This is a genomic window from Nocardia amikacinitolerans NBRC 108937, from assembly GCF_001612615.1.
Taxonomy (GTDB): Bacteria; Actinomycetota; Actinomycetes; order Mycobacteriales; family Mycobacteriaceae; genus Nocardia; species Nocardia amikacinitolerans.
Genome location: NZ_BDAU01000052.1, coordinates 1 through 21,853 on the forward strand (window position 1 = coordinate 1; position 21,853 = coordinate 21,853).

General features: G+C 69.4%; 17 protein-coding genes. 8 read left to right on the forward strand and 9 right to left on the reverse strand.

Annotated elements, in window-relative coordinates; translation table 11 throughout:
• Positions 1-559 (forward strand): hypothetical protein (locus NAM01S_RS36245; protein WP_218018482.1); only part of this gene is annotated, 559 nt, incomplete at its 5' end.
• Between the two features lie 371 nt (positions 560-930).
• On the opposite strand, the gene NAM01S_RS30090 is transcribed toward NAM01S_RS36245, so the two are convergent.
• Both NAM01S_RS30090 and NAM01S_RS30095 read right to left on the reverse strand, forming a co-directional pair.
• Complete coding sequence (locus NAM01S_RS30090) at positions 931-3,531, reverse strand: helix-turn-helix transcriptional regulator (protein ID WP_067791719.1); 2,601 nt, start codon at positions 3,529-3,531, stop codon at positions 931-933.
• Between the two features lie 93 nt (positions 3,532-3,624).
• Positions 3,625-4,914, reverse strand: a complete 1,290-nt coding sequence (locus NAM01S_RS30095; protein ID WP_067791720.1) for an adenylosuccinate synthase — start codon at positions 4,912-4,914, stop codon at positions 3,625-3,627.
• A 271-nt stretch (positions 4,915-5,185) separates the two neighbouring features.
• Between NAM01S_RS30095 and NAM01S_RS30100 the strand changes: the two genes are divergently transcribed.
• Both NAM01S_RS30100 and NAM01S_RS30105 read left to right on the forward strand, forming a co-directional pair.
• A complete protein-coding gene (locus NAM01S_RS30100; protein WP_067791722.1) occupies positions 5,186-5,845 on the forward strand; it encodes a hypothetical protein in 660 nt (219 codons plus the stop codon).
• Complete coding sequence (locus tag NAM01S_RS30105; RefSeq protein ID WP_067791725.1) at positions 5,842-6,627, forward strand: site-2 protease family protein; 786 nt, start codon at positions 5,842-5,844, stop codon at positions 6,625-6,627. The genes NAM01S_RS30100 and NAM01S_RS30105 overlap by 4 nt, the downstream gene beginning before the upstream one ends.
• Positions 6,628-6,916: 289 nt before the next feature.
• Here NAM01S_RS30105 and NAM01S_RS30110 read toward each other — a convergent pair whose 3' ends face one another.
• Together NAM01S_RS30110 and NAM01S_RS30115 are read right to left on the reverse strand one after the other, a co-directional pair.
• Positions 6,917-8,065 carry an FUSC family protein gene (locus NAM01S_RS30110; RefSeq protein WP_084483425.1) on the reverse strand — a complete coding sequence of 383 codons (1,149 nt, stop codon included), beginning with the start codon at positions 8,063-8,065 and terminating at the stop codon, positions 6,917-6,919.
• A 7-nt stretch (positions 8,066-8,072) separates the two neighbouring features.
• Positions 8,073-8,522, reverse strand: a complete 450-nt coding sequence (locus NAM01S_RS30115) for a DUF3151 domain-containing protein (protein WP_067791727.1) — start codon at positions 8,520-8,522, stop codon at positions 8,073-8,075.
• A gap of 1,111 nt (positions 8,523-9,633) precedes the next feature.
• Between NAM01S_RS30115 and NAM01S_RS35455 the strand changes: the two genes are divergently transcribed.
• Positions 9,634-12,732, forward strand: a complete 3,099-nt coding sequence (locus NAM01S_RS35455) for an Rv0361 family membrane protein (RefSeq protein WP_157107975.1) — start codon at positions 9,634-9,636, stop codon at positions 12,730-12,732.
• Positions 12,733-12,830: 98 nt separating this feature from the next.
• Positions 12,831-13,868 carry a fused (3R)-hydroxyacyl-ACP dehydratase subunits HadA/HadB gene (locus NAM01S_RS30130; protein WP_253799139.1) on the forward strand — a complete coding sequence of 346 codons (1,038 nt, stop codon included), beginning with the start codon at positions 12,831-12,833 and terminating at the stop codon, positions 13,866-13,868.
• Between the two features lies 1 nt (position 13,869).
• On the opposite strand, the gene NAM01S_RS30135 is transcribed toward NAM01S_RS30130, so the two are convergent.
• Positions 13,870-15,339 carry a glycoside hydrolase family 183 protein gene (locus tag NAM01S_RS30135; RefSeq protein WP_067791733.1) on the reverse strand — a complete coding sequence of 490 codons (1,470 nt, stop codon included), beginning with the start codon at positions 15,337-15,339 and terminating at the stop codon, positions 13,870-13,872.
• Positions 15,340-15,497: 158 nt separating this feature from the next.
• Between NAM01S_RS30135 and NAM01S_RS30140 the strand changes: the two genes are divergently transcribed.
• Entirely contained in the window at positions 15,498-15,806 is a 309-nt protein-coding gene (locus NAM01S_RS30140) for an excalibur calcium-binding domain-containing protein (RefSeq protein WP_245910284.1), read from the forward strand.
• A gap of 82 nt (positions 15,807-15,888) precedes the next feature.
• On the opposite strand, the gene NAM01S_RS30145 is transcribed toward NAM01S_RS30140, so the two are convergent.
• Together NAM01S_RS30145 and fbaA are read right to left on the reverse strand one after the other, a co-directional pair.
• Positions 15,889-17,007: a BTAD domain-containing putative transcriptional regulator gene (locus NAM01S_RS30145; protein ID WP_067791737.1), complete on the reverse strand. Its 1,119-nt coding sequence runs from the start codon at positions 17,005-17,007 to the stop codon at positions 15,889-15,891.
• A gap of 28 nt (positions 17,008-17,035) precedes the next feature.
• Positions 17,036-18,070, reverse strand: a complete 1,035-nt coding sequence (gene fbaA / locus NAM01S_RS30150; protein WP_067791738.1) for a class II fructose-bisphosphate aldolase — start codon at positions 18,068-18,070, stop codon at positions 17,036-17,038.
• A 439-nt stretch (positions 18,071-18,509) separates the two neighbouring features.
• Here fbaA and NAM01S_RS30155 point away from each other — a divergent pair, with 439 nt between their 5' ends.
• Positions 18,510-19,166 carry a DedA family protein gene (locus NAM01S_RS30155; RefSeq protein ID WP_301318154.1) on the forward strand — a complete coding sequence of 219 codons (657 nt, stop codon included), beginning with the start codon at positions 18,510-18,512 and terminating at the stop codon, positions 19,164-19,166.
• A gap of 32 nt (positions 19,167-19,198) precedes the next feature.
• Complete coding sequence (locus NAM01S_RS30160; protein WP_067791811.1) at positions 19,199-19,876, forward strand: DedA family protein; 678 nt, start codon at positions 19,199-19,201, stop codon at positions 19,874-19,876.
• 61 nt (positions 19,877-19,937) lie between these two features.
• On the opposite strand, the gene NAM01S_RS30165 is transcribed toward NAM01S_RS30160, so the two are convergent.
• On the reverse strand, positions 19,938-21,026 hold the full coding sequence (locus NAM01S_RS30165) for a glycoside hydrolase family 76 protein (RefSeq protein WP_084483428.1): 1,089 nt from the start codon (positions 21,024-21,026) through the stop codon (positions 19,938-19,940).
• 154 nt (positions 21,027-21,180) lie between these two features.
• Positions 21,181-21,852, reverse strand: coding sequence for a TrmH family RNA methyltransferase (locus NAM01S_RS30170; protein WP_067791742.1), 672 nt, complete (start codon positions 21,850-21,852; stop codon positions 21,181-21,183).
• Position 21,853 lies beyond the last annotated feature (1 nt).

Below are 21,853 nucleotides of genomic sequence, written 5' to 3' on the forward strand. Positions count from 1 at the left end.
CCACCGAGAGCCACCATTTCTCTCCCGTCAGATCCGAAGCGCCACGGATATGCCGCCGGAGATTGCGGCGACCGGCCCGGTCAGGGGCAAGCGCACTCTGGCCGAGCAGGCGGCAAACGGTACCCCGGTGCTCGGGACCACGGCACAGCGGCCGACAGCCGGACCACATGCCGCGGTGCCGGTGCCGGTGCCGGTGCCGCAAGCAAACCGGAGCACCCGAATGTGGCGGTCGCGCCGGGGCGATCGACGCAGCCCGGCCGCCGCCATCGCCATGCACGCCATCGGCGGCCGCCTGATCATCGCCGGGCTTGCCGCCGTGACACGATCAGCCCACCGTCGCCGCTGCGCTCCGCCAGCACAACGCCGCGCGGAAACCTCCGGCCGACAACTCACCCGTATCAACGCCCCCAGCAGCATTGTGCAGGCCGCAACCACGCCGCCCCGATGCAACGCAGCCGATCGACCGAAGCCTCCCCGCAAGCCGAAAGCGCCCGAATGTGGCGGTCGCGCCGGGGCGATCGACGCAGCCCGGCTGCAGGCGCCGACGTGGCCGCCGTGATCACCGCCAGGCTTGCCACCGTGGCACGATCAGCCCGCCGTCGCCGCAGCGCCCCCAGCACAACGCCGCGCGGAAACCTCCGGCCGACAACTCACCCGCATCAACACCCCCAGCAGCATTGTGCAGGCCGCTTCCACACCGCCTCGATGCAACAACGCCGCCTCAATGCAACGCAGCCAGCTCGACCGACGCCGCTCCGCAAACCGAAGCACCCGAATGTGGCGGACCCACCGGGACGATCGACGCAGCCCGGCCACCAGCATCACAATGCACGCCGTCGGCGGCCGCCGTGATCACCGCCAGACTTGCCGCCGTCGCATGATCAGCCCGCCGTTACCGCAGCACCCCGCCAGCACAACGCCGCCAGAACCTCAGGCCGACGACTCCCCCCGCATCAACGCCCCCAGCGACTCGCGGTCGGTGACGTCCATCTTGATGCAGGCGCGGTAGAGGTGGCCCTCGACGGTGCGGACCGACACGGTGAGGCGGTCGGCGATCTGGCGGTTGGACAGGCCCGCGGCGACGAGGTTCGCGATTTCGCGTTCGCGGGCGGTGAGGGGTAGGGGTTGGGCTGCCTTGCGCAGGGCGGGGGTGGCGGCGCCGCCGCAGGCCGCGGCGAGGCGGTTGGCGGCGGCCGCGGATTCGAGGAGGCGGCGGCGGTCGCCCGCGCGCTCGTGCGCGGACGCGGCTTGGGCGGCGGCGTCGGCGGCCGAGAGCACCGCGCCGATGGCCTCGAATTCGCTTGCGGCGGCGTCGAGTCCGGGTCCGTCGTGGGCGGCGAGCGCCACCGCGTGTTTGGCTTGGATCTGCACGAGGCGGCCGTCCACCCGAGCCGCGAGGTCCGCGAGCCGACCGGCCACGGAATGGTCGCCGAAGCGGGCCGCGGTGTGCAGCGCCATCGCCTCGATCGCGTGCTGGTGCGAGCGGGCGGCCGAGTCGGCGGCGCCGATCGCCAAGCGGACGGCCGGAGTGACGGTGCCCTCGGCGCCCGCGACGCAAGCCTTGGCGATCTCCAGCTGCGGCTCGTAGACCGCGCTGTGCCGACCGCCGCGCCGCGCCGCCTCGGCCACCGACTCGGCGGCGTCCTGCGCGCGGCCCAAGGCCGAATACGCTTCCGCCAGACGGATTCTCGCGGGGAACAACCACGCCGCCGCGCCTTCGGTGGTCAACGCGGCGAGTGCCTGCTCCAAGTGCTCGATGCCGTCGATGAAACGCCCCTGCGCCACGTCGACGGTGCCTTGCAGGATCTTCGACAAGCCCCACGCCAGATACTGTCCCGGCGCGGAGTATCCGAAATACGGTGTGGCACAGCGCCTCGCGGCCTCGAACTCACCGCTGTAGATGAGCGCGAGCACCTCGCCGTGGGTGGATATGAACCGGTTGAGCCCGTCGATCTCGCGCTCCACCTCGTGCCCGCGCGCGGCGTACTGCCTGGCCGCCTCGGCCTTGCCCATCAGCGCCAGTGCCAGCCCGCCGCCGAAGGAAGCCCACCAGACCGCCCACGGCGGAGCGCCTTTCGTGGTCATCACCGCTTCCGCCTCGGCGAACGCGTCCTCGATGCGGTTCTCGTTCACCGCGCACGCCGAGGCGAGTCCGCCAAGCGTGGCGATGATCTTCGGATGACGCACCCTGGCCCGGATATCGGCGAGCACCTCGTCGGCGCGATCGGCATCGCCCATGGCCCACAACAGGTTCGACACCCGGGTGCTGCCCCAGCGGGCCAGTTGCACCTCGTTGAGCTGATCGGCGTCGAAGCTGGCCAGCGTGCGCTCGGCTTCGATCCGGTGCCCCTGCCACAGCAGCGCTCTGGCCAGCAGATCGGCCGACTCGACGCCGCCGCGCCGCTCCACCGCTGCCCTGGCGAACCGCTCGCCGAGCGGCAGGTTGGCCAAGTTGATGGCATCGGCGGCGGCCGCCTCGAAGAGTTCCAGATCGGCGGATTTGTCGCTGTCCAAGGCTAATTCGGCCAATCGGATGCGGTCGGCGGCGGAGTTGATGCGCCGCTCCTTGAGCGAGGAGTACAGCTTGCCGCGCAGCCGCCTGGCCGACGCGATACCCAACCTGCGCCGGATGACCTCACCGAACAGCGGATGGTTGTAGCGCACGATGAGCTGGTGCGAGTTCTCCACAACTCGGATCACACCGCGGCTTTCGGCGGCCTCCACCGCGTCCTCACCGGCCAGTTCCGCGAGCACGTCGAGATCGATCGGCTCGCAGAAGGTGAGCAGTTCCAGCACGCGCAGCACCTGCTCCGGCAGCTGCTCGACCCGATCCTCCAGCAGCGCGGCCAATTCCGAGGTCACGGCGGCGCGCCCACGCAGCTGCCAGACGCCGTTCACCTGGCGCAGGGTGCCCGCCTCCAGCGCTCCCTCCACCAAATGCCGCAGAAACAGGGCGTTTCCGCCGGAGGACTCCCACATCAGATTGGCGGTGAAACCCTCGAGCTGACCGCCGAGCATCGACTCGACGAGAGCCACGCTCTGCGGCTGGGTGAACGGGTTGAGGTCGACGCGAAGCAGGTGCCCGTCCTTCCACAGCGAGGTCACCGCGTCGGGTACCTGGACCCCGCTGCGCACGGTGGCGACGATGTGGGCGGCCTTGTCGATGGCCAACTGCAACAGCAAGGTTGCGGACAGTTGGTCCAGAAGATGAGCGTCGTCGACACCGATGATGGTGTGCCCGTCGGCGAGCAGCGCCTCACGCGCGGCGGACATGAACGTCACCGGATCGTGTGCCGTGTAGACACCGACCATGTGCGCGAACACGCCCAGCGGGATACTGCGGGCCGACTCCGTGCCCGCTACCCACCGAATATTTCCGCCGACCGCCGCGGTCGCCTGTCTCGCCAGCGTCGTCTTACCCACTCCGGCATCGCCGGTCAGGACAGCACCCACGTACGTCGAACCGGTGAGTGCGGACCGGATCGCTTCGAACTCGGTCTCGCGCTCGATCATCGGCCAGTTCCGAGCCATGCCTCAACTGTAGTTCTTCACAGTTCATGATCGAAGATGAAACTGCGAATGGCGGACGTGCTCAGCGCGTCGCGAAACGGAAAACGCTGTGGTTCAGCCGAGGACGTCGTGCCGAACGATCGTCTGGTCACGTCCGGGACCGACGCCGATGCAGGAGATCCGCGCGCCGGAGAGCTCCTCTAGCCGCCGCACGTACGCCTGCGCGTTGGCGGGCAGATCCTCGAAGGTTCGCGCCCCCGAGATGTCCTCCCACCAACCGGGCACTTCCTCGTAAATCGGCTTGGCGTGGTGGAACTCGGTCTGGGTGGTCGGCATCTGGTCGACGCGCTTACCATCGATTTCGTACGCGACGCAGATCGGTACCCGGTCCAAGCTGGACAGTACATCCAGCTTGGTGAGGAAGTAGTCGGTGATGCCGTTGACGCGGGTCGCGTACCGGGCGATCACTGCGTCGAACCAGCCGCAGCGCCGCGCGCGGCCGGTCGTGACGCCGACCTCACCACCCTGCTTGGCGAGGAATTCGCCGTACTGGTCGAACAGTTCGGTCGGGAAGGGGCCCGAACCGACGCGGGTCGTGTAGCACTTGAGGATGCCGAGCACCGTGTTGATTTTGTTCGGTCCGATGCCGGAACCGACGGCCGCGCCGCCCGAAGTCGGGTTGGACGACGTGACATACGGGTAGGTGCCGTGATCGACGTCGAGCAGGGTGCCCTGAGATCCCTCGAGTAGCACGGTTTCTCCGCGCTCGAGGGCCTCGTTCAGCTGCAACCGGGTATCGGCGATGCGGTGCTTGAAGCTTTCCGCCATGGAAAGCACTTCGTTCACCACCTGCTGCGGATCGAGCGCGCGGCGGTTGTAGATTTTCACCAGCACCTGGTTCTTGAACTCCAGGGCGGCCTCGACCTTCTGGGTGAGGATCTTCTCGTCGAGCACGTCCGCGACGCGCACGCCGACGCGCGCCACCTTGTCCTGGTAGCAGGGGCCGATGCCGCGGCCGGTGGTGCCGATCTTCTTGTTGCCGAGGAAGCGTTCGGTGACCTTATCGATGGCCACGTGGTACGGCATGATCAGGTGCGCGTCGGCCGAGAGCAGCAGGCCGGAGGTGTCGACGCCGCGGTCCTCCAGTCCGGCCAGTTCGGCGAGCAGCACACCGGGATCCACCACGACACCGTTGCCGATGACGTTGCGCACACCGGGAGTCAGGATGCCGGAGGGGATGAGGTGCAGCGCGAACTTGTCGCCGTTGGGCAGCACCACGGTATGGCCCGCGTTGTTGCCGCCTTGGTATCGGACCACCCATTGCAGTCTGCCGCCGAGCAGGTCGGTCGCTTTGCCCTTACCCTCGTCGCCCCACTGGGCGCCGATGAGGACGATTGCCGGCATGGTGGTGTCTCCTACGGTTCGACGCGCAACACACCCGTGTTGCAGCTACCTGCCGTACTGAGGCGGTGGCCGGAAGCACAGTTTACCGAATGGCCTAGGGCACCCCGGCGGGAAGGCACCCCGCGCCGGTCACAATGCCGACTCGGCCCGGGCGCGGCGGGTTGAACACGGCTATGGTTGCTGCGGGCGGACCGGGGCAGCGTGCCCGCCCGAAAGGTGCGAGGGAGCCGGTGGGGTGTGCCGGCAGGATTCGAGGAGGGTGTACGGCCGTTTGAGTACCCATGTTCTCCGCTGCGATGGCGCGCCGGTCCCGATCGCCCTCGCCGCACTACCCACTACTCAGACTGCCGCAATCCCGGACACCGCGGTGATCGATGAACTGCTTCCCGTGCTCGCCGCCGACAGCCTGCCGCGTCTGATCGTGCTCGGCGAGGACGCCGCGCTGGCCGCGGTGCTGACCCATCTGATGCGGACCGAGCGGCTGCACGTCGAGATCGGTTACGTGCCGATCGACAAGACCTACGGCTCGCGCGCCTACCAGACCGGCACCGGCAACGCCGCGGCCAAACGCGCGATCGAGGGCAAGGCGCGCGAGACTCCGCTGATCCGCGACGACACCGGAAAAGTGCTGGTCGGACGGGCAACCATCACAGGTCCCGAAGGCGGCAAGCTGGAGGGCGAGGCCTACGTGGACGACACCCAGCTGTTCTCCGGCAAGGTCACCGCGATGCACATCTCCCCCACCCTGCACATGCCCGGCGTCCGGGCGACCGTGCGGAAGGGTCTGCGTAAGCGCCGGTGGGTCGAGGGCAGGGCCGCGCAACTGGGGACTCCTGGCGCAGTGGTGACCCGCGACGGCATTCTCACCGAGCGCACTGTGCCGCGCTCGACCTTCTACCGGCACAACGAAACCTGGCTACTGGTGCGATGAATTACTCCTTCCCGCAGCGCCGAACGGGTCTCGGCGCGGTTCGGCCGAGTCCGGTCTTCCTGCTTGTCGTCGCGATCACCGTCGCGGGCGGCGTGCTGGCCTGGGCCTCCGACTACGGTTCGACGCGGGCCGAGGTCGGCGTCTTCGTGCTCGTTGTCGCGGGCTGGATCGTGACGCTGTGTCTGCACGAGTTCGCGCACGCGTACATGGCTTGGCGCGCAGGCGATCACGAAGTGGAGCTGCGCGGGTATCTCACGCTGAATCCGCTGAAGTACTCGCATCCGCTGCTGTCGATCGTGTTGCCGGTGGTGTTCATCGCGCTCGGCGGTTTCGGTCTGCCAGGCGGCGCGGTGTACGTGCACACGCACAGCGTCAGCCCGCGGATGCAGCGGCTGATCAGCGGCGCGGGTCCGGCGGTCAACGCGGCGTTCGCGGTGCTGCTGCTCGTCGTCGTGGAGGTGTTCGGCAGCCAGACCTCGCATCCCGCGTTCTGGTACGGGCTGGCGTTCCTCGCCTTCCTCCAGGTCACCGCGGCGGTGTTGAACCTGTTGCCGATTCCGGGGCTCGACGGGTACGGAATTCTCGAACCGTCGCTGAGTTACCAGACCCGGCGTTCACTTGACCAGCTCAAGCCGCTGGGCATGCTGCTGCTCTTCGCGCTGATCCTGACGCCCGCGGTCAACGGACCGTTCTTCGACGCCATCTACGCCATCTGCGAGGTGTTCGGCGTCGAGTCGTCCTGGATCGCGAGAGGCGCTGGGCTGGTGCGTTTCTGGCTCTGAGAACGATGGTCGCCCGGCCTTCGCCGAGACCGGGCGACCTGCTCCGCCCGACGCCGATATCGTCCCTACCCGCCCCGGCCACCACACCATATCGGCCGGTGAGACGCGTCGTCGTGCGAAGTGTCCGACCGTGACACCCCTCGTCGTCGCGGTCATGAAAGAAGGTTATGGAGCGGGGTGCGCAATGACGCGAGTAGTGCACTACCCGAAGATCATCGCGTCGGCGTCGCGATGGCGTCGGAAGGGTTCGCGGACCGCGTCGGTGACCGAAATCCGCTGAGTAGCCGGGTCAATCCTCCGGGCGCACATAGGGATTCGGCACCGTCGGCGGCAAAAGCGCGATCGCCGAGATGCGCTTCATGCCGCAGACCTGCATCAGATCGACCACGATCGAACGCACCTGCGCGAACACCACGTGCGCCGAGAGTCCCGCGCCCGCAACGAGTTCCGGACGCGCACCCTTGGCGACGGTACGCAGCACCCTGGCCGCCTCCGCCTGATCGGGCTGCTCACCCGGATCGGCGAGCATCATCTTGCGCACCACCTCGACGGCCTGGGCGAGCCGCTCCACCTCGTCGACGAGCCGCGGGTCCAGGATCTCGTCGTCGCGCACCAAAGTGAGCGAACGGCGCAGCAGCACTCTGGTATTGCGGACCGCGTTGTCGAGCGGGTCGGCGGTGGCGCGGATGCGCTCGAGGCGGGCGCGCGAGTTCCAGTACAGCGGGGAGATGCGGCTGATCTCCCGGCCGCCCTCCAAAGTGGAGCGCAGCGAATCGATCTGCGACTGCGTCGCGCGGGCGGCAGACAGCGCCTCGCGGATCTTCTCCTGATCCTGTTCGATCAGGCCGTCGGCGCACGCGGACAGCGATTTGCTCATCACCGCAAGGATTTCCCCCGCGTGCTCGCGGGCGCGGCGCACCGGATGCAGCGGGATCGCGGCCACGATCACCACGCCGACCAAGCCGCCGACCAGCGCGTCGATCATGCGGTCGAAGCTGCCGCCCGCCGAAGGGGGCATCAGGGTGGCGACCAGCACGGCCGAGCCAGCCGCCTGCATCGTGATGATGGAACCGCCGTCGAGGAACACCGCAAGCGCCATGGCAACGCCGACCACGAGCGCGATCTGCCAGACGCCGGTGCCCGCGTTGGAGATGAACAGGTCGCCGATGCCGATGCCGACCGCGACGCCGACGACCAGCTCGATGGCGCGCTTGAGCCGTGCGCCGAACGAGATGCCGATCGAGACGACCGCGGCCGTCGGCGCGAAGAACGGCTGCGGATGGCCGATGACGTTGTGCGCGACGAACCAGGCCAGCGCCGCACCCAGCGCGCACTGCACGATCGGCAGCGCCGAGAGCCGCAGGCGCGCCCACGCGCCGCGAAGTCGCTCCGCGCCGCCTGCCTTGGCGACGCGGATGCGCGCTTGGGGATCGATCAATGACGACTCAGTCGAGGCCGAGCTCGGCCGCGGCGCGCGGGTCGCAGTCCTCCAGCAGGTCCAGGCAGCGTGCGTATTCCTCGGTCTCGCCGATCGCCTTGGCGGCCCTGGCCAGCGCGCCGACGCTGCGCAGGAAGCCGCGGTTGGGCTCGTGGCTCCACGGCACCGGGCCGAAGCCCTTCCAGCCGTTGCGGCGCAGCAGGTCGAGACCGCGGTGGTAGCCGGTGCGGGCGAAGGCGTAGGCGGCGACGATGTCGTGGTTCACCACTTCGTCGGCCGTCGCCGCGCCGCCCCGTTCCAGCGCGGCCTCGGCGAGATGCGCCCAGGCGATCGACGCCGCCGGGTGCGCGGCCGCGACCTGCACCGGATCGGCGTTGTCGAGCAGCGCGTCCTCCGCCTCAGTGTTTTCGGGTAGCAGTACCGGTTGCGGGCCGAGCAGATCACCGAACGAGGTCATGCGGTCAATTGTGCACTCCGGCGGGGGCGGGGCGCCCGCGGGCCGGTCGCCGCGGCTGGGACGCTTCCGCGAGCGTTGCCGCCATGCGCGGGCTTTTGACGGCCTTCGTCCGGCTGCGCCTATTAGGCTTGCGTCGACTTCACAGATCCGCAGGAGCGAGGGGTAGTAGGTGTCCGACCCGAACGACGAGAAGAACCCGGCACGCGACGCCGGTTCCGCCGATCAGGCGGGAGCGCGGGACCCGCGCGACCAGCGTCCCGTCGTGCCGGAACACCCCCGGGGCACCGATCCTACCCAGCCCGTGCCCGCCGCCTCGCGGGACGCGGAATCGACCTCGGCCACCCCCGATTCGGCGGGCGACGCTCTAGACACAGCGAATGCGGGTCAGTCGCGGATCATCACCGGTGGAGGTTTCGGCGCGGCCTGGGATCAGGACGAGACTCCCGCCCCCCAAGCGAGCGGAACGATTTCCGGGACAGCGAACGCCGGCCGGCCCGGACCAGCGGACGCCGCGACGACCGAGATTCCGCAGAGCGCGAACGCCCTCGGCGGAGGAGCACAGGACGCGGCGGCTGCGTCACAAGGCGTGGCCCACGGTCGTCCTGGCACCGGCGGCGAACGGTCTGGCTTGCTCGACGCGGCGACCACCGAGATTCCGCGCCGCGACTCGGCCTCGTCCGAGCCGGGACGATCGACCGGTTCGGGAGCGTCAACAGCTGCCGGAGCTGGGGCTTCCGCCGGAGAGCAGGGTGTGCCCGCTTCCGCACCCGGCGCAACCAGCGCCGCTTCGGCAAGCACGCCCGCAGAAGCCAACGCACAACGCGGCGCTGCCACTGACGCGACCGAGGCCGCTACCGCGCGATCGAACGCTCCCGCAGCGGGCGGACCCGCTCAGCCCAGCGCAACAGGTGCTGCCGGGCGCGGCGCAGTCGGCGGAGCCGTGACGGCACAGTCGGGCCATGCTGGCGCGGGTACTCCTGCCAGTCGGCCGAATGCCGGCGCGCAGCGAGGTGAGTCCGGCGGCCGACCGAACGCGGCCCAAGGCCAACGCGATACCGCCGCTCAGCAGGCCGCCCCGGCTCAGGCCGGCGGCCAGCAGAGTCCGGGCGCGGTGGGCTCCGGCCAAGTCGCGGGCAGCGGTGCCTCGCCCGCGCAGCAGGGCGGGCCCGCCGGACAGCAGGGCCGTAGCGCGACCCGTCCGGACGACGCGGCAGCCGCCGGAGGCGGCCAGCCCGGGCAGGGCTCGCGTCCGCACGGTACTGCCGCCGCCGGTCAGCAAGGCGGCTTCGGCGGCCGGAGTGACGCAGTCGATCATCAGGGCGCGCCCGTCACCCAGCGCGGAGTTACCTCGGCGCAGCAAGGTGCCGCCAGCCAGCAGGGCGCACCGTCGTTGCAGGAAGGCGCGACTGCCGTGCAGCAGGGCGTGCCCGCCGGACAGCAAGGTCCGGGCGCAGGCGGCCTGGGTCAAGCGGCGGCTGCTGCCGCTGGTTCGGGCGCGGCCGGGTCCGGCGCGAGGTCGGAACCGCAGGGCGGCGCGCCGCAGGGCGCGGCAGGTCGAGGCGCGACCTCCGCGCAAGGCGGTGATGCTCAGCGAGAGACGATCGCTGGTCAAGGCGGGGTTTCCGCGCAAGGTGGGGCTCGGCAGGGAACCGCTGCCGGACAAGGCGCGCCCGCGCAGGGCGCTTCCATTCAGCAGTCGGCGGCGGCCGGACAGGGAGCGTCGGCGCAAAGCGCGGCCACTCAGCAGTCGGCGGCGACCGGACAGGGAGCGTCGGCGCAAAGCGCGGCCACTCAGCAGTCGGCGGCGACCGGACCGACGCAAGGCGCGACCACTCAGGGGACGGCGGCTGCCGGGCAAGGTGCGTCCGCGCAAGGCGCTTCCACTCAGCAGACGGCAGCCGGACAGGGCGCGTCGGCGCAAGGCTTTTCTCCCCAGCAGACGGCGGCAGCCGGAGAGGGCACGCGCGCACAAAGCGCTGCCCCTCGGCAGACGGCAGCAGCCGGACAAGGCGCGCCCGCTGAAGGCACCTCCCCCCAGCAGACGGCGGCAGCCCGACAGGGAGCGCTGGCGCAAGGTGCTACCACTCAGCAGACGGCCGCCGGACAGGCTGCGTGGGGACAAGGCGCTTCCGCCGAGCCGCCGGCGGCAGCCGGACAAGGCGCGCCCGCGCAGAGCGGTTCCACTCACCAGGCGGCGGCCGGACAGGGCGCGTCGGCGCAAGGCGCTTCCACCCAGCAGACGGCGGCAGCCCGACAGGGCGCGCCAGCGCAGGGTGCCACCACTCAGCAGACGGCGGCCGGACAGGGCGCGTCGGCGCAAGGGGCTTCCGCCGATCAGGCGACGGCAGCCGGAGAGGGCACGCGCGCGCAACGCGCTTCCACTCAGCAGACGGCAGCAGCCGGGCAAGGCGCGCCCGCGCAAGGCACCTCCGTCCAGACGGCGGCGGCCGGACAAGGCGCATCCGCGCAAGGCACCCCCACCCAGCAGACGGCGGCCGGACAAGGCGCGCCCGCGCAGGGTGCTCCCGCGCAACCCGGTGCGGCCGATGCCAAGACCACGGAGATTCCGCGGGATCGGGGGGCGGCGCAGGCCGCGGCGGATCAGCGGCAGGAGGTCGCGGGTGGGCAACCGTCGAGTGCCGACTACGAGACCATGGTCATGCGGCGGGTCGATCTCGTCGGGCAGGACGACGAGGATGAGCCGGAGTCGGGTGGAGCCGACGCCCAGACCGTGGTGATGCGGCGGGAGCCGCAGGTCGAGCAGGACGATATCGCCGGGGCGGATGCCGCGACCATGGCGATGCCGATCGTTCCGCACGCGGGCGACGACGACGCGAAGACGATGGCGCTGCCGATTCAGCGGCCCGCGGGCACCGATCGGGTGCAGGGACAGCGGCCACCGCTGTCCAAGCCGCCGACCACTCCGCGTCCAGCGCCGGGGCCGAAACAGGCTGGTCAGCAGGGTCCTTCGGGTCCGCTGGCGAGCGGGCCCGCGGCGGGCGACGACGTCGAGGACACTCGGCCGTCGCCGCAACGACCGACGGCTCAGCCGCGTCAGGCCGCGTCCGCGCCGTCACCCGCCGATATCAACGCGACTCGGCCCGCGCAGTCGCTGGCGGACGGCCCGGGTCAGCGCGGGCCGCAGCAGGGCGAGCCGCAGCAAGGTCAGCCGCAGGCGCAACCCCCATCGCAGGCGCCGAAGGCACCGGGACAGCCGCAGCCCGCGGCTCACCCGCAGGACCGTGCCCAATCTCCGGCCAAGGACTCGACTCAGCCGCAAGCACATCCGCAGCCTTCTTCCCACCCGCAGGCTCAGCTGGCGAAGGGCTTGGCACAGCCGCAGGCGCAGGGTAAGGCCCCGGGTCAGCCACAAGCCCAGCCGCAGGGCACAGGCCAACCGCAGGCCCATCCGCAGGGTCCGGGTCGGCCGCACGCCTCGGGCCACCCGCAGGCCCAGCCCTCGGGCACGGGCTCGGTTCAGCCACATGCACCGGGCAAGGCCCCGGCCCAGCCACAAGCACAACCGCAGGGCCCAGGCCAGCCACAGGCTCCGGGCCACCCGCAGGCGGCCACAGCCCAGCCACAAGCGCAACCGCAGGCCCACGGCCTCACCAAGGGCCCCGCCCAGCCACAAGCACCGGGCAGCCCCACGCATGCCCCGCTCAACAAGGGCCAGGCCCAACCACAGGCCAACGCCCCGGCCCAACCGCGCCCGATGGCCCAACCCCAGCGCGTCTCCCCGACCCCCACCCCGTCCACCGACGAAACCCCCGCACCCCGCTCCAAGCGCTTGCTGCTCGCGGCGGGCGCGGCAGTAGCGGTGCTGGTACTCGCGGTGGTCGGTCTGTTCGCGCTCACGGGCAGCGAAACCGAGGAGGACAAGGTCCGCAACGCCATCGGCGACTACACGAGCGCGCTGCGCGACGGCGATCTCGCGTCGCTGCGCGGCAGCACCTGCGGACCGCTGCACGACTTCTACAAGAACATCCCCGACGACCAGTTCGCCGGCGTGCATCAACTCTCCAAGGAGCGCAAGAACATCCCGGTGGTGGACAGCATCGACGCGATCAGGATCACCGACGACACCGCCATCGCTCAGGCCACGGTCTACACCGAGGCCGATCCGAGCAAGCGTTCCGCGCGTACCTTCGATTTGGAGCGAACCGACACGGGTTGGAAGGTCTGTGATCCGCCCGCGGGTACTCCGTAGGCGTCAAACCGGGTAAGCGGTGCCAGTGATCACACTTACCTGGTCAACGGACCGATACGGCCAGTAGCATGGCCCGGATCATGGGCAGGGAGCAGACGATGGTGGAGCCGCGAGCCGTGGACACGGTGGCGCTGGCGGGACGACGATTCCAGGTTCGCGACCACTACGAGGTCGGCCGGGAAAAGGTGCGTGAGTTCGCGCGCGCGGTGCAGAACTACCACGACGCGCACCACGCGGAACCGTACGCGCGCAAGATCGGCTACGACAGTATCGTCGCCCCGCCCACCTTCGCCTCCGTTGTCGGCACCGCGGGCACCAAGGCCCTGCTCGACGAGGTGCTCACCGACTACGAGCTGACCCAGATCCTGCAAACCGACCAGACTTTCGAGATCCACCGGCCGATCCTGGCCGGTGACACCATTCGCACCCAGATCCTGATCGAGTCGGTGCGGCAGTTCGGCGACAACGACTTCGTCACCGCGAGGTTCGAACTGGTGAACCAGGACGACGAGATCACCCAGATCGGCTCGACCACGATCGTGGCCCGCCGCGGCGCCGAGGTGGACCCGAACCTGGTCGAGGCGGTCGACAAGATCTTCATGCACTCGCGTCCCGAGCACCGGACGGGCGAGCCCTCCGACAACAGCGCGCTCATCCCGATCGAGTCCGAGGCGAACGAGCACCCACCGGTGGCTCCGCCGCGGCCCGTGCACACCGTTCAGGACTTCGATCGGCTGTCCGTCGGCGACCAGCTGCCCGCCGGGACCGCCACGCTGACCCGCGGCGACCTGGCCAACTACGCGGGCGTCGCGGGCGATCCGAACCCGATCCACTTCAGCGAGCGAGCCGCGGAGCTGGTCGGTCTGCCGACCGTCGTCGCGCACGGCATGCTGACCATGGGCTTGGCCGCCGAGTACCTGACCTCCTGGCTCGGCGATCCCACGGCCTTCGAGAAGTTCAGCGTCCGCTTCTCCGGTTTCGTTCCGGTGCGCCCCGACGCGGCGAGCACCATCGAGTTCACCGGCAAGATCAAGTCGCTCGATCCTGAGCGGCGCGCGGGCACCATCGTGCTCGGCGGCACCTCGGACGGCCGCAAGCTGTTCGGCCGCGCCGTCGCCGAGGTCCGCTTCTCCTGAGCTACTCCTCGATGGCGGCGTGCATCAGGTAGACGTTGTAGTCGCTCCAGGTCGTGATGTTGAAGTACAGGTCGGAGCCGGTCGACCACGGGTGGAGGAAACCGCCGTACAGCTCGGGATAGTCGAGCACGGTGACCGTCGGCGCCGCAGCGGACCACCCGCCCTGCGGTGAATCCGCTTCGCGCACAACGATGGCGGCGCGCGAGGTGTCGAGGTAACTCATCTGCCAGACGTCGCGGGACGCGTCGTAGCGTACGGAGAGTTCGCCTGCGGGCGCGTCGACGATCGGTGTCGCACCGCCCGATCCGCCGACCGGCGTCCACTGCCCGTCCCGCCAGTACTGGTAGGCGGTGGTGTTGAGGATCTGGTCCTTCGCGACCCTGGCCAGGCCGACGGCGCCGAGCCGGGTGTTGGGCGTGCCGAACACGTAGACGTGGGCGCCGTGCGGAACCATCGCGCTCACTTGGAAATTCGCCAGCCCGAAGATGTTGTCCCAGCGTGCGTGCGGGTCTTTGGTCCAGGTCTGGCCGTGATCGTCGGAGTAGGCGATGCCGCCGTAGTTGGTGTAGAAGGTGCCGGGCAGGCTGTGCCAGGTGCGAATCGACATGTAGCTCAGGTACTGCCGGTCGCCGAGCGCGAAACCGGAGGTCGGGATGGTGGTGATCTCGACGTTGTCGAGCTTGCGGCTGGACAGCACCTCGGCGGCGTGACAGCGGTCGTCGGTGACCATCCGGTCGTAGACCATGCCGTCGGAGAGTTCGCGATCGGTGCTGAAGGCGAGCACGTTGCTGCGCCAGTCGCCGCCCATGCCGCCGGGTGGATGGAAGCCGCGACCGACCGTGTCGCCGAACGCGACCGCGATCTCGCCCGGCGCGCTCTCCCACATGATGCCGAGATCGGTGCCGTCCACCTGCCAACGCTTGTCGGTGCGGTTCACCGAGTTGGCGCCGGTCTGCTTGGCCACCTCGCGCACGGCGGTGATGCGCGGCGCCGGACGCGCCGGCGACTGCGCCGCGGGTTCGACAGGCGGATCGACCCGCGGCGGTGGCGGCGGGACCGGACCTGGATCGGGGCCGGGACCCGGCACTCCGAAATGGAAAGGCTGGGGATTCAACAGGATTTCCGGAATGCCGAGCTGCGTGGCGAGGCCGGGCGGAGGCGGCGGGCCGTCGGTGAGATCGGGGCACGGGTTGACGCAGGGGTCTTCGGGCAGCGCCATGTCGGTGCGCACCGGCGCGGGATCGGGCTGGCGCGGCGGCAGCACGGTGATCACCGGATACGGGATCGGCACCTCGAGCGTCTTGGGGATCAGCGGCTCGTGCATGGGCCGTGGATCACTCGCGCACGGCCCACTACCCGGCACACCAACTGCGATACCAGGCGCCGCCAGAGCGAGCGACCGATCGCCGTACATCAACGCGCCGGCGCCCAACACCACGGCACCCACCGCGGCCACCAGCCGCCTGGCCATACACAACCCCTCGACGTCTCTGCAAGATCGGATCGACCCTACCGGCCGACCCCCACAGACCAGGCGGTATTTTCCGAAACCCCCTGCATGGACAGGAGTGTCGGACGAGGGTTGACGGACTCCGTCCGGCGGCGCAGCTTGAATACGTGAGGAATTCCGTGATACGCCGATGCGCCGCCGCGACCTTCGGCGCCATGTCCATGCTGGCGATGGCCGCACCCGCCATCGCCGAATCGCCGCCGTTCTCGGTGGTCTCCGGTCCGAGGGACGCCGATCCAGGGCCGACGTACCGCCCGGGTCCCAAGGGCAACAACGTCCCGCCCCCGAAGGACGACGACGAGCGCCCGCGCCGGTACTACGCCAACTGCGATCAGGTGCGCGCCGAGGGCGCTTGGCCGCTGTACCGCGGCGAACCCGGCTACGCGTCGTACCTCGACTTCGACGGCGACGGCATCGCCTGCAACTGAGGTCTCCGTCGCGGACGTGCGTGGGGACGAACCGGGTCCGGCCGCACCGCGATTCGGGGCCGTCGAACGTCAGTCGATGCCCCTACTGCAACGCCTGGAACGTCAGAATGGTGGCGCCGATGCGGATGACGTCGCCGTCGGCGAGCAACGCGCCGCTCTCGATCGCCTCCTCGTTGATGTACACGCCGTTGGCCGAATGCAGGTCCTTGATCAGGAGTCCGGCGCGGCTCGGCATGATGTGCGCGTGGTAGCGGCTGGCCTTCGGGTCGTCGAGCACCAGATCGTTGTCGGTCATCCGCCCGATCCGCATGCCGCCCAACGCGATCGGCTGCACCCGCCCGTCAGGCATGCGCAATTGACCGCTGCGCACCGAGCGCGGGAGTTCGGTGACGGTCTCGGTCATCGCGGCGGCCAAGCGTTCGGTGCGCTTGAACTCCATGGTGTTCAACGGTTCCTGGCGCAGCACCCGCTGCTCCAGCTCGACCAGCGCGGGCCCGGGATCGATGCCGAGTTCGTCGGCCAGCACCGTGCGCACCCTGCGGCAGGCGTCGAGCGCGTCGGCCTGACGTCCGGAGAGGTAGAGCGCGGTGATCAGCTGACCCCACAGCGGTTCCCGCAGCGGATGCTCGTTGGTGATCGAGACCAGCTCGCTGATCACCGAAGACGCTCGCCCGCAGGCGATCTCGGCGTCGATACGGGCGGAGACGGCGAGCAGCCGTTCCTCGTCCATCGCGGTGGCGAAGCCGTCGGCGAACTGGAGACCGGCCAGGTCGGACAGCGCCCGGCCGCTCCACTCGCGCAGCGCGTTACCGAACAACTGCGATGCGGCCGAATGATCGCCGACGCCTGCGGCTTTGGCCGCGGCATCCCTCGTCGCCTCGAAACGGCCTATGTCGCAAGCCTCTTCGGGAATTTCCAGGCGGTAGCCCGAGGACTCGGTGCGCAACACCTGCGCCGGGTCGACACCCGAATTCCGCAGCGCCTTGCGGATATTCGAGACGAACACCTGCAGACTCGCCGCGTAGGAATCCGGCGGATCCTCGTTCCACACCATGTCGGCCAGTGCGGCCGAGGCGACCGCGCGCCGCCGATTGACGGTCAACGCGGCAAGCAACGCTCGCGGCTTGGGCCCGCCGACCGCCACCGGCTCACCACCGACGAGCAGCCGGACGGGCCCGAGCACACGCACATCAAGACTCATGAGCTCGGGCCCCCGAAGAGAAAAGGGGTCAGGCGCTGATCGACCGCCCCGCAGACTTCAGATCATTGCACGCCTCGAGCACGCGCGCCGCCATCGAGGTCTCGGCCTTCTTCAGGTAGCTGCGCGGATCGTAGGTCTTCTTGTTGCCGACCTCGCCGTCGATCTTCAGCACACCGTCGTAGTTGGTGAACATGTGCGCGGCGACCGGACGGGTGAACGCGTACTGGGTGTCGGTGTCGACGTTCATCTTCACCACGCCGTAGCGCAGCGAGTCCTCGATCTCCGACTTCAGCGAGCCCGAGCCGCCGTGGAAGACGAAGTCGAACGGCTGCGCGTCCGAGCCGAGGCCCAGCTTGGCGGCCGCGACGCGCTGGCCCTCGGCGAGCACCTCGGGCTTGAGCACCACGTTGCCCGGCTTGTACACGCCGTGCACGTTGCCGAAGGTGGCCGCGAGCAGGTACTTGCCGTTCTCACCCGAACCGAGGGCGTCGATGGTCTTCTCGAAGTCCTCCGGCGAGGTGTAGAGCTTCTCGTTGATCTCGGCCTCGACGCCGTCCTCTTCGCCGCCGACGACGCCGATCTCGACCTCGAGGATGATGTTGGCCGCGGCGGTCGCCTTGAGCAGCTCCTTGGCGATCTCCAGGTTCTCGTCGATCGGGATCGCGGAGCCATCCCACATGTGCGACTGGAACAGCGGGAGGCCGCCCGCGTTGACCCGCTCCTGGGAGATGGCGATCAGCGGACGGACGAAGCTGTCCAGCTTGTCCTTGGGGCAGTGGTCGGTGTGCAGCGCGATCGTCACGTCGTACTTCGCGGCGACCACGTGCGCGAACTCGGCCAGCGCGACGGCGCCGGTCACCATGTCCTTGACGCCGAGGCCCGAGCCGAACTCCGAACCGCCGGTGGAGAACTGGATGATGCCATCGCTGCCCGCGTCGGCGAAGCCCTTGATGGCCGCGTTGATGGTCTCCGACGACGTGCAGTTGATGGCCGGGAAGGCAAAGGAGTGCGCTTTGGCCCGACCGAGCATCTCGGCGTAGACCTCCGGAGTCGCGATGGGCACTGTGAAGACCTCCGTGTTCGTGCGGCAAAGGACAATTGTGTCAGGCCACACCATAAGGCAGGGGAGTTTCTACGCCTTCCGCTGGTCGGCGGGCACTGCGCGCAGCACCGATCAGCGGGCCCCGGCCGCAGCACCGATCAGCTAGCACTGGCCGCAGCAGCGACGTCCGCGCACCACGGGCCCGCACGGAGCGAGTCTTACGAGCGACCGTTCGCGCCAGCGCGCCAACAAACAGAGTTAATCGGGGGTAATTTCTCGCTGGACGGTGGTTTCTCAGCCCGACCCGGTACTGTGGGCCGGGTAATTGCGCTGGCAGCTTCCGACGCGGTGGCAAGCAATCCATGGCCAGCCGCACCCCGGGACAGGAGGCCGCGTGATTCTGCAGGCAGCGACCGAATCGGTGTCGACCAACCTCGCACTGACCCAGTTGCTGGATCCGATGTACCTGCTCCAGGAGACGTGGCTGAAGAACGCGGTACTGCCCGCGATCCTCGTGATCGTCTTCATCGAGACCGGTCTGCTGTTCCCGCTTCTCCCTGGCGACTCCCTGCTGTTCACCGGCGGCCTGCTGGCGGCGCAGGATCCGCCGGTGGTGTCCATCTGGGTGCTGGTGCCCGCCGTCACGTTCATCGCCTTCGCCGGTGACCAGTGCGGCTATTGGATCGGACGCGCCATCGGCCCGGCGATCTTCCGCAAGGAAGACACCCGATTCTTCAAGAAGTCCTACGTGACCGAGACGCACGAGTTCTTCGAGAAGCACGGTCCGAAGACCATCATTCTGGCCAGGTTCGTGCCGATCGTGCGTACCTTCATGCCGGTGCTTGCGGGCGTGTCCAAGATGGATTACCGCAAGTACGTCGCGTTCGACATCATCGGCGCCATTCTGTGGGGTGGCGGTGTCACGATCCTCGGCTACTTCCTCGGCGGCGTCGCCTTCATCCGCGACCACGTCGAGGCGATCTTCCTGCTCATCGTGTTCGTCTCGATCCTGCCCGGGATCGCGGCGGTGGCGAAGAAGGTGCTCAACCGCGGCGCCGAGCAGCCCGAGGTCGTCGAGCCCGAGCTGACCGCTTCGACGAACGAGACCACCCGCTGAGGCCGGTGTCCAGCGCGTCGTCGCCCCTCGCGATGGGCAGTTTCGATCCGCTGATCTCGGCGGGCCCCGCGCTCGTCTGGACGGTGGTGCTTACTTTCGTCTTCCTGGAATGCGCCCTGATCGTCGGGCTGTTCCTGCCCGGTGACTCGATGCTGATCACGGCAGGCATCGTGATGGCCTCGCACGCCACCGGCGAAGCGCAGGTGTGGGCGCTCTCGGTGGGCGCCATGATCGCCGCGATCACCGGCAATCAGGTCGGGTACGTCATCGGGCAACGCACCGGCCACCGCTTGGTGGCGCGCAAGGACGGCCGATACATCAACACCCGAAACTTGCAGCGGGTCTCCGAACTGCTCCAGCGGCACGGGTTCCTCGCGGTGTTGGTGGCCCGGTGGATCCCGTGGGTGCGGACGCTGTGCCCGATGGTCGCGGGCGCCGCGCAGATGGACCACCGCAAGTACACGATCGCCAGCACCATCGGGGCCATCATCTGGGCGCCGGTGCTGCTGCTCATCGGCTTCTACGCGGGCAACTTCCTGGAGCGCGTGCCGTGGCTGATGCCCGCCGTGATCTGCACGCTGGTGCTCGGTCTCGTCATCGGCACCGTCCTCGGCATCCGGCACTACCGCATGGAGATGGCGAAGCCCGCGGAGGAGTTCGACGTGGATGTGGACGCGCCGACCGTGGTGCTGCCGCGGGTCGAGTACTGAGGCGGATGCCGGGTCGCGGGTCCGATGCTTCGGCGCGGACGTTGGGGCTCGCGGCCGAGGTTCAGAGTCCGGCCGCGGTGACCTGGTAGGCCGCCTCCATCAACATCCATCCGGACAACTGCACCGACAGGTCGCGTTCGGGAACCTTCGACGAGGTCACCGAGCCGCCCGAGGTGAAGTAACCCGCCCCGGTCGTGCCGCCGGGCAGTTGAGCCGGTCTGCTCCAATCGGCCCCGAACAGCGGCTCGCCCTCGACCTCGAGGCGATTCGCCCAGGCCGCCGTTGCCGACGCCCGGACGATCGCGGCCGCCGCCCGCCGATCCGCGACTTGCTGGCGGTCGTCGCCGGGCAGCATGACCGCGACGTACGCGAGGTAGCGGGCGAGGATCCCGTTGAACAGTCCGCCGTCGCCGCCACCACCGCCCTTGATGACGCCGCCCGCGGTCATGTGGTCCTCCACCGCGACCAGCAGCCGGTGCACCCGGTCCAGGTGACGTTCCTCGCCGGTGTGCATCGCCAGCTCGGCCTCGACACCGAGCACGACGCCCTGGCAGTAGGTGAACGTCGGGCGTTCGATCACCCCGGACGGCAGGTGGATGCCGTCGAGAATCAGGCCGGTGCCCGGATCACGCAGGGTCGCGTCCAGCCAGTCCGCCATCTCCTGCGCGCGGGTGTGCCGACCGAGGCGGCTGAGCGCGATCGCCGCGGGACCGTTGGCGGGCGCGTTGTAATAGTCCGAACGGACGCGCCACGGGATACCGCCGCCCACCTCCGGATTCCACGCTTCGTACAGCTTCTTCTCCAGCGCGACCAGCGCGCCGCGCGCCTCGGTGATGCCCTGCGTTCGCTCCGCCCGCTCCAACGCGATGGCGAGCCAGGCCATGTCGTCGTAGTAGTTATTGGTCCAACCGGTGATGTTGCGGATGCGATGGGAGCGCACGAGTTCGCCGATTCGCCTGCGCCGCACCGGCATCGGCGACCGGTTCGCCGCGTCGACGGCGCAGTCGATCAAATGCGCCTGCCACCAGTAGTGCCAGGACACGAAAGCACGCTCACGCTTGGTGGCGGGCCAGCCGACGACGCCGAGTTCCGTTCCGGGACAAGCCCATAACGCTCGCAGGTGCCGAGAGACGATCGCGGACTCCGCCATATCCGCCCGCTCCGACCAGAGCGCGGGCGTCGGTGCAGCATCCTGCCCAGTCCGTGGGCTCCGCGAGGTCATACCTCAATGGTGCCAGTTGGAAGCCGTTTCTCGCCGCCGAATTGTTACCCAGCCGACGCCTGATCGTGCACCGCGGAACCGTTCACCACGCGGTCGCGAGATCGGCGTGCTCGCGAATCCACGCGTGCATGGCGATGCCCGCGGCCACGCCCGCGTTGATGCTTCGGGTGGAACCGAATTGGGCGATCGAGACCGTCATCGCCGCCGCGTCTTTCGCGTGCGCGGTGACGCCGGGTCCTTCCTGGCCGAACAGCAGCAGACAGTTCCTCGGCAGCCGCGCGGTCTCCAGCGGCACCGAGCCGGGGACGTTGTCCACCGCGACCACGGTGAGGCCGGCGCGCTCGGCGAAGGCGAGCAGCTCGGCGATGTCGGTGTGGTGCTCGATGCGCTGGTAGCGGTCCGTGACCATCGCGCCGCGGCGATTCCACCGCCGCCTGCCGACGATGTGCACCGCGGCCGCGGCGAACGCGTTGGCGGTGCGGACCACCGTGCCGATGTTCGCGTCGTGCCCGAAGTTCTCGATCGCGACGTGGAAGGGGTGCCTGCGCGCGTCGATGTCGGCGACGATCGCGTCGCGCGACCAGTAGCGGTAGGCGTCGACCACATTGCGGCGGTCGCCGTGCGCGAGGAGTTCCGGGTCGAGTCGCGGGTCGTCGGGCGGCGGGGTGCCGTGCTCCTGCTCCCACGGCCCCACCCCGTGCGGATGCTCCCCCCACTCGGTAGGCCCTGGCACATGCTGATCCGACTCGCTCACC

Coding starts and splice junctions, on each gene's coding strand:
- NAM01S_RS30135 (WP_067791733.1), bottom strand. CDS start 15,339: ATGGCCAGGCGGCTGGTGGCCGCGGTGGGTGCCGTGGTGTTGGGCGCC.
- NAM01S_RS30155 (WP_301318154.1), top strand. CDS start 18,510: ATGTACCTGCTCCAGGAGACGTGGCTGAAGAACGCGGTACTGCCCGCG.
- NAM01S_RS30145 (WP_067791737.1), bottom strand. CDS start 17,007: ATGAGTCTTGATGTGCGTGTGCTCGGGCCCGTCCGGCTGCTCGTCGGT.
- NAM01S_RS30165 (WP_084483428.1), bottom strand. CDS start 21,026: ATGGCGGAGTCCGCGATCGTCTCTCGGCACCTGCGAGCGTTATGGGCT.
- NAM01S_RS30160 (WP_067791811.1), top strand. CDS start 19,199: ATGGGCAGTTTCGATCCGCTGATCTCGGCGGGCCCCGCGCTCGTCTGG.
- NAM01S_RS30105 (WP_067791725.1), top strand. CDS start 5,842: ATGAATTACTCCTTCCCGCAGCGCCGAACGGGTCTCGGCGCGGTTCGG.
- NAM01S_RS30090 (WP_067791719.1), bottom strand. CDS start 3,531: ATGGCTCGGAACTGGCCGATGATCGAGCGCGAGACCGAGTTCGAAGCG.
- NAM01S_RS30130 (WP_253799139.1), top strand. CDS start 12,831: ATGGTGGAGCCGCGAGCCGTGGACACGGTGGCGCTGGCGGGACGACGA.
- NAM01S_RS30095 (WP_067791720.1), bottom strand. CDS start 4,914: ATGCCGGCAATCGTCCTCATCGGCGCCCAGTGGGGCGACGAGGGTAAG.
- NAM01S_RS30115 (WP_067791727.1), bottom strand. CDS start 8,522: ATGACCTCGTTCGGTGATCTGCTCGGCCCGCAACCGGTACTGCTACCC.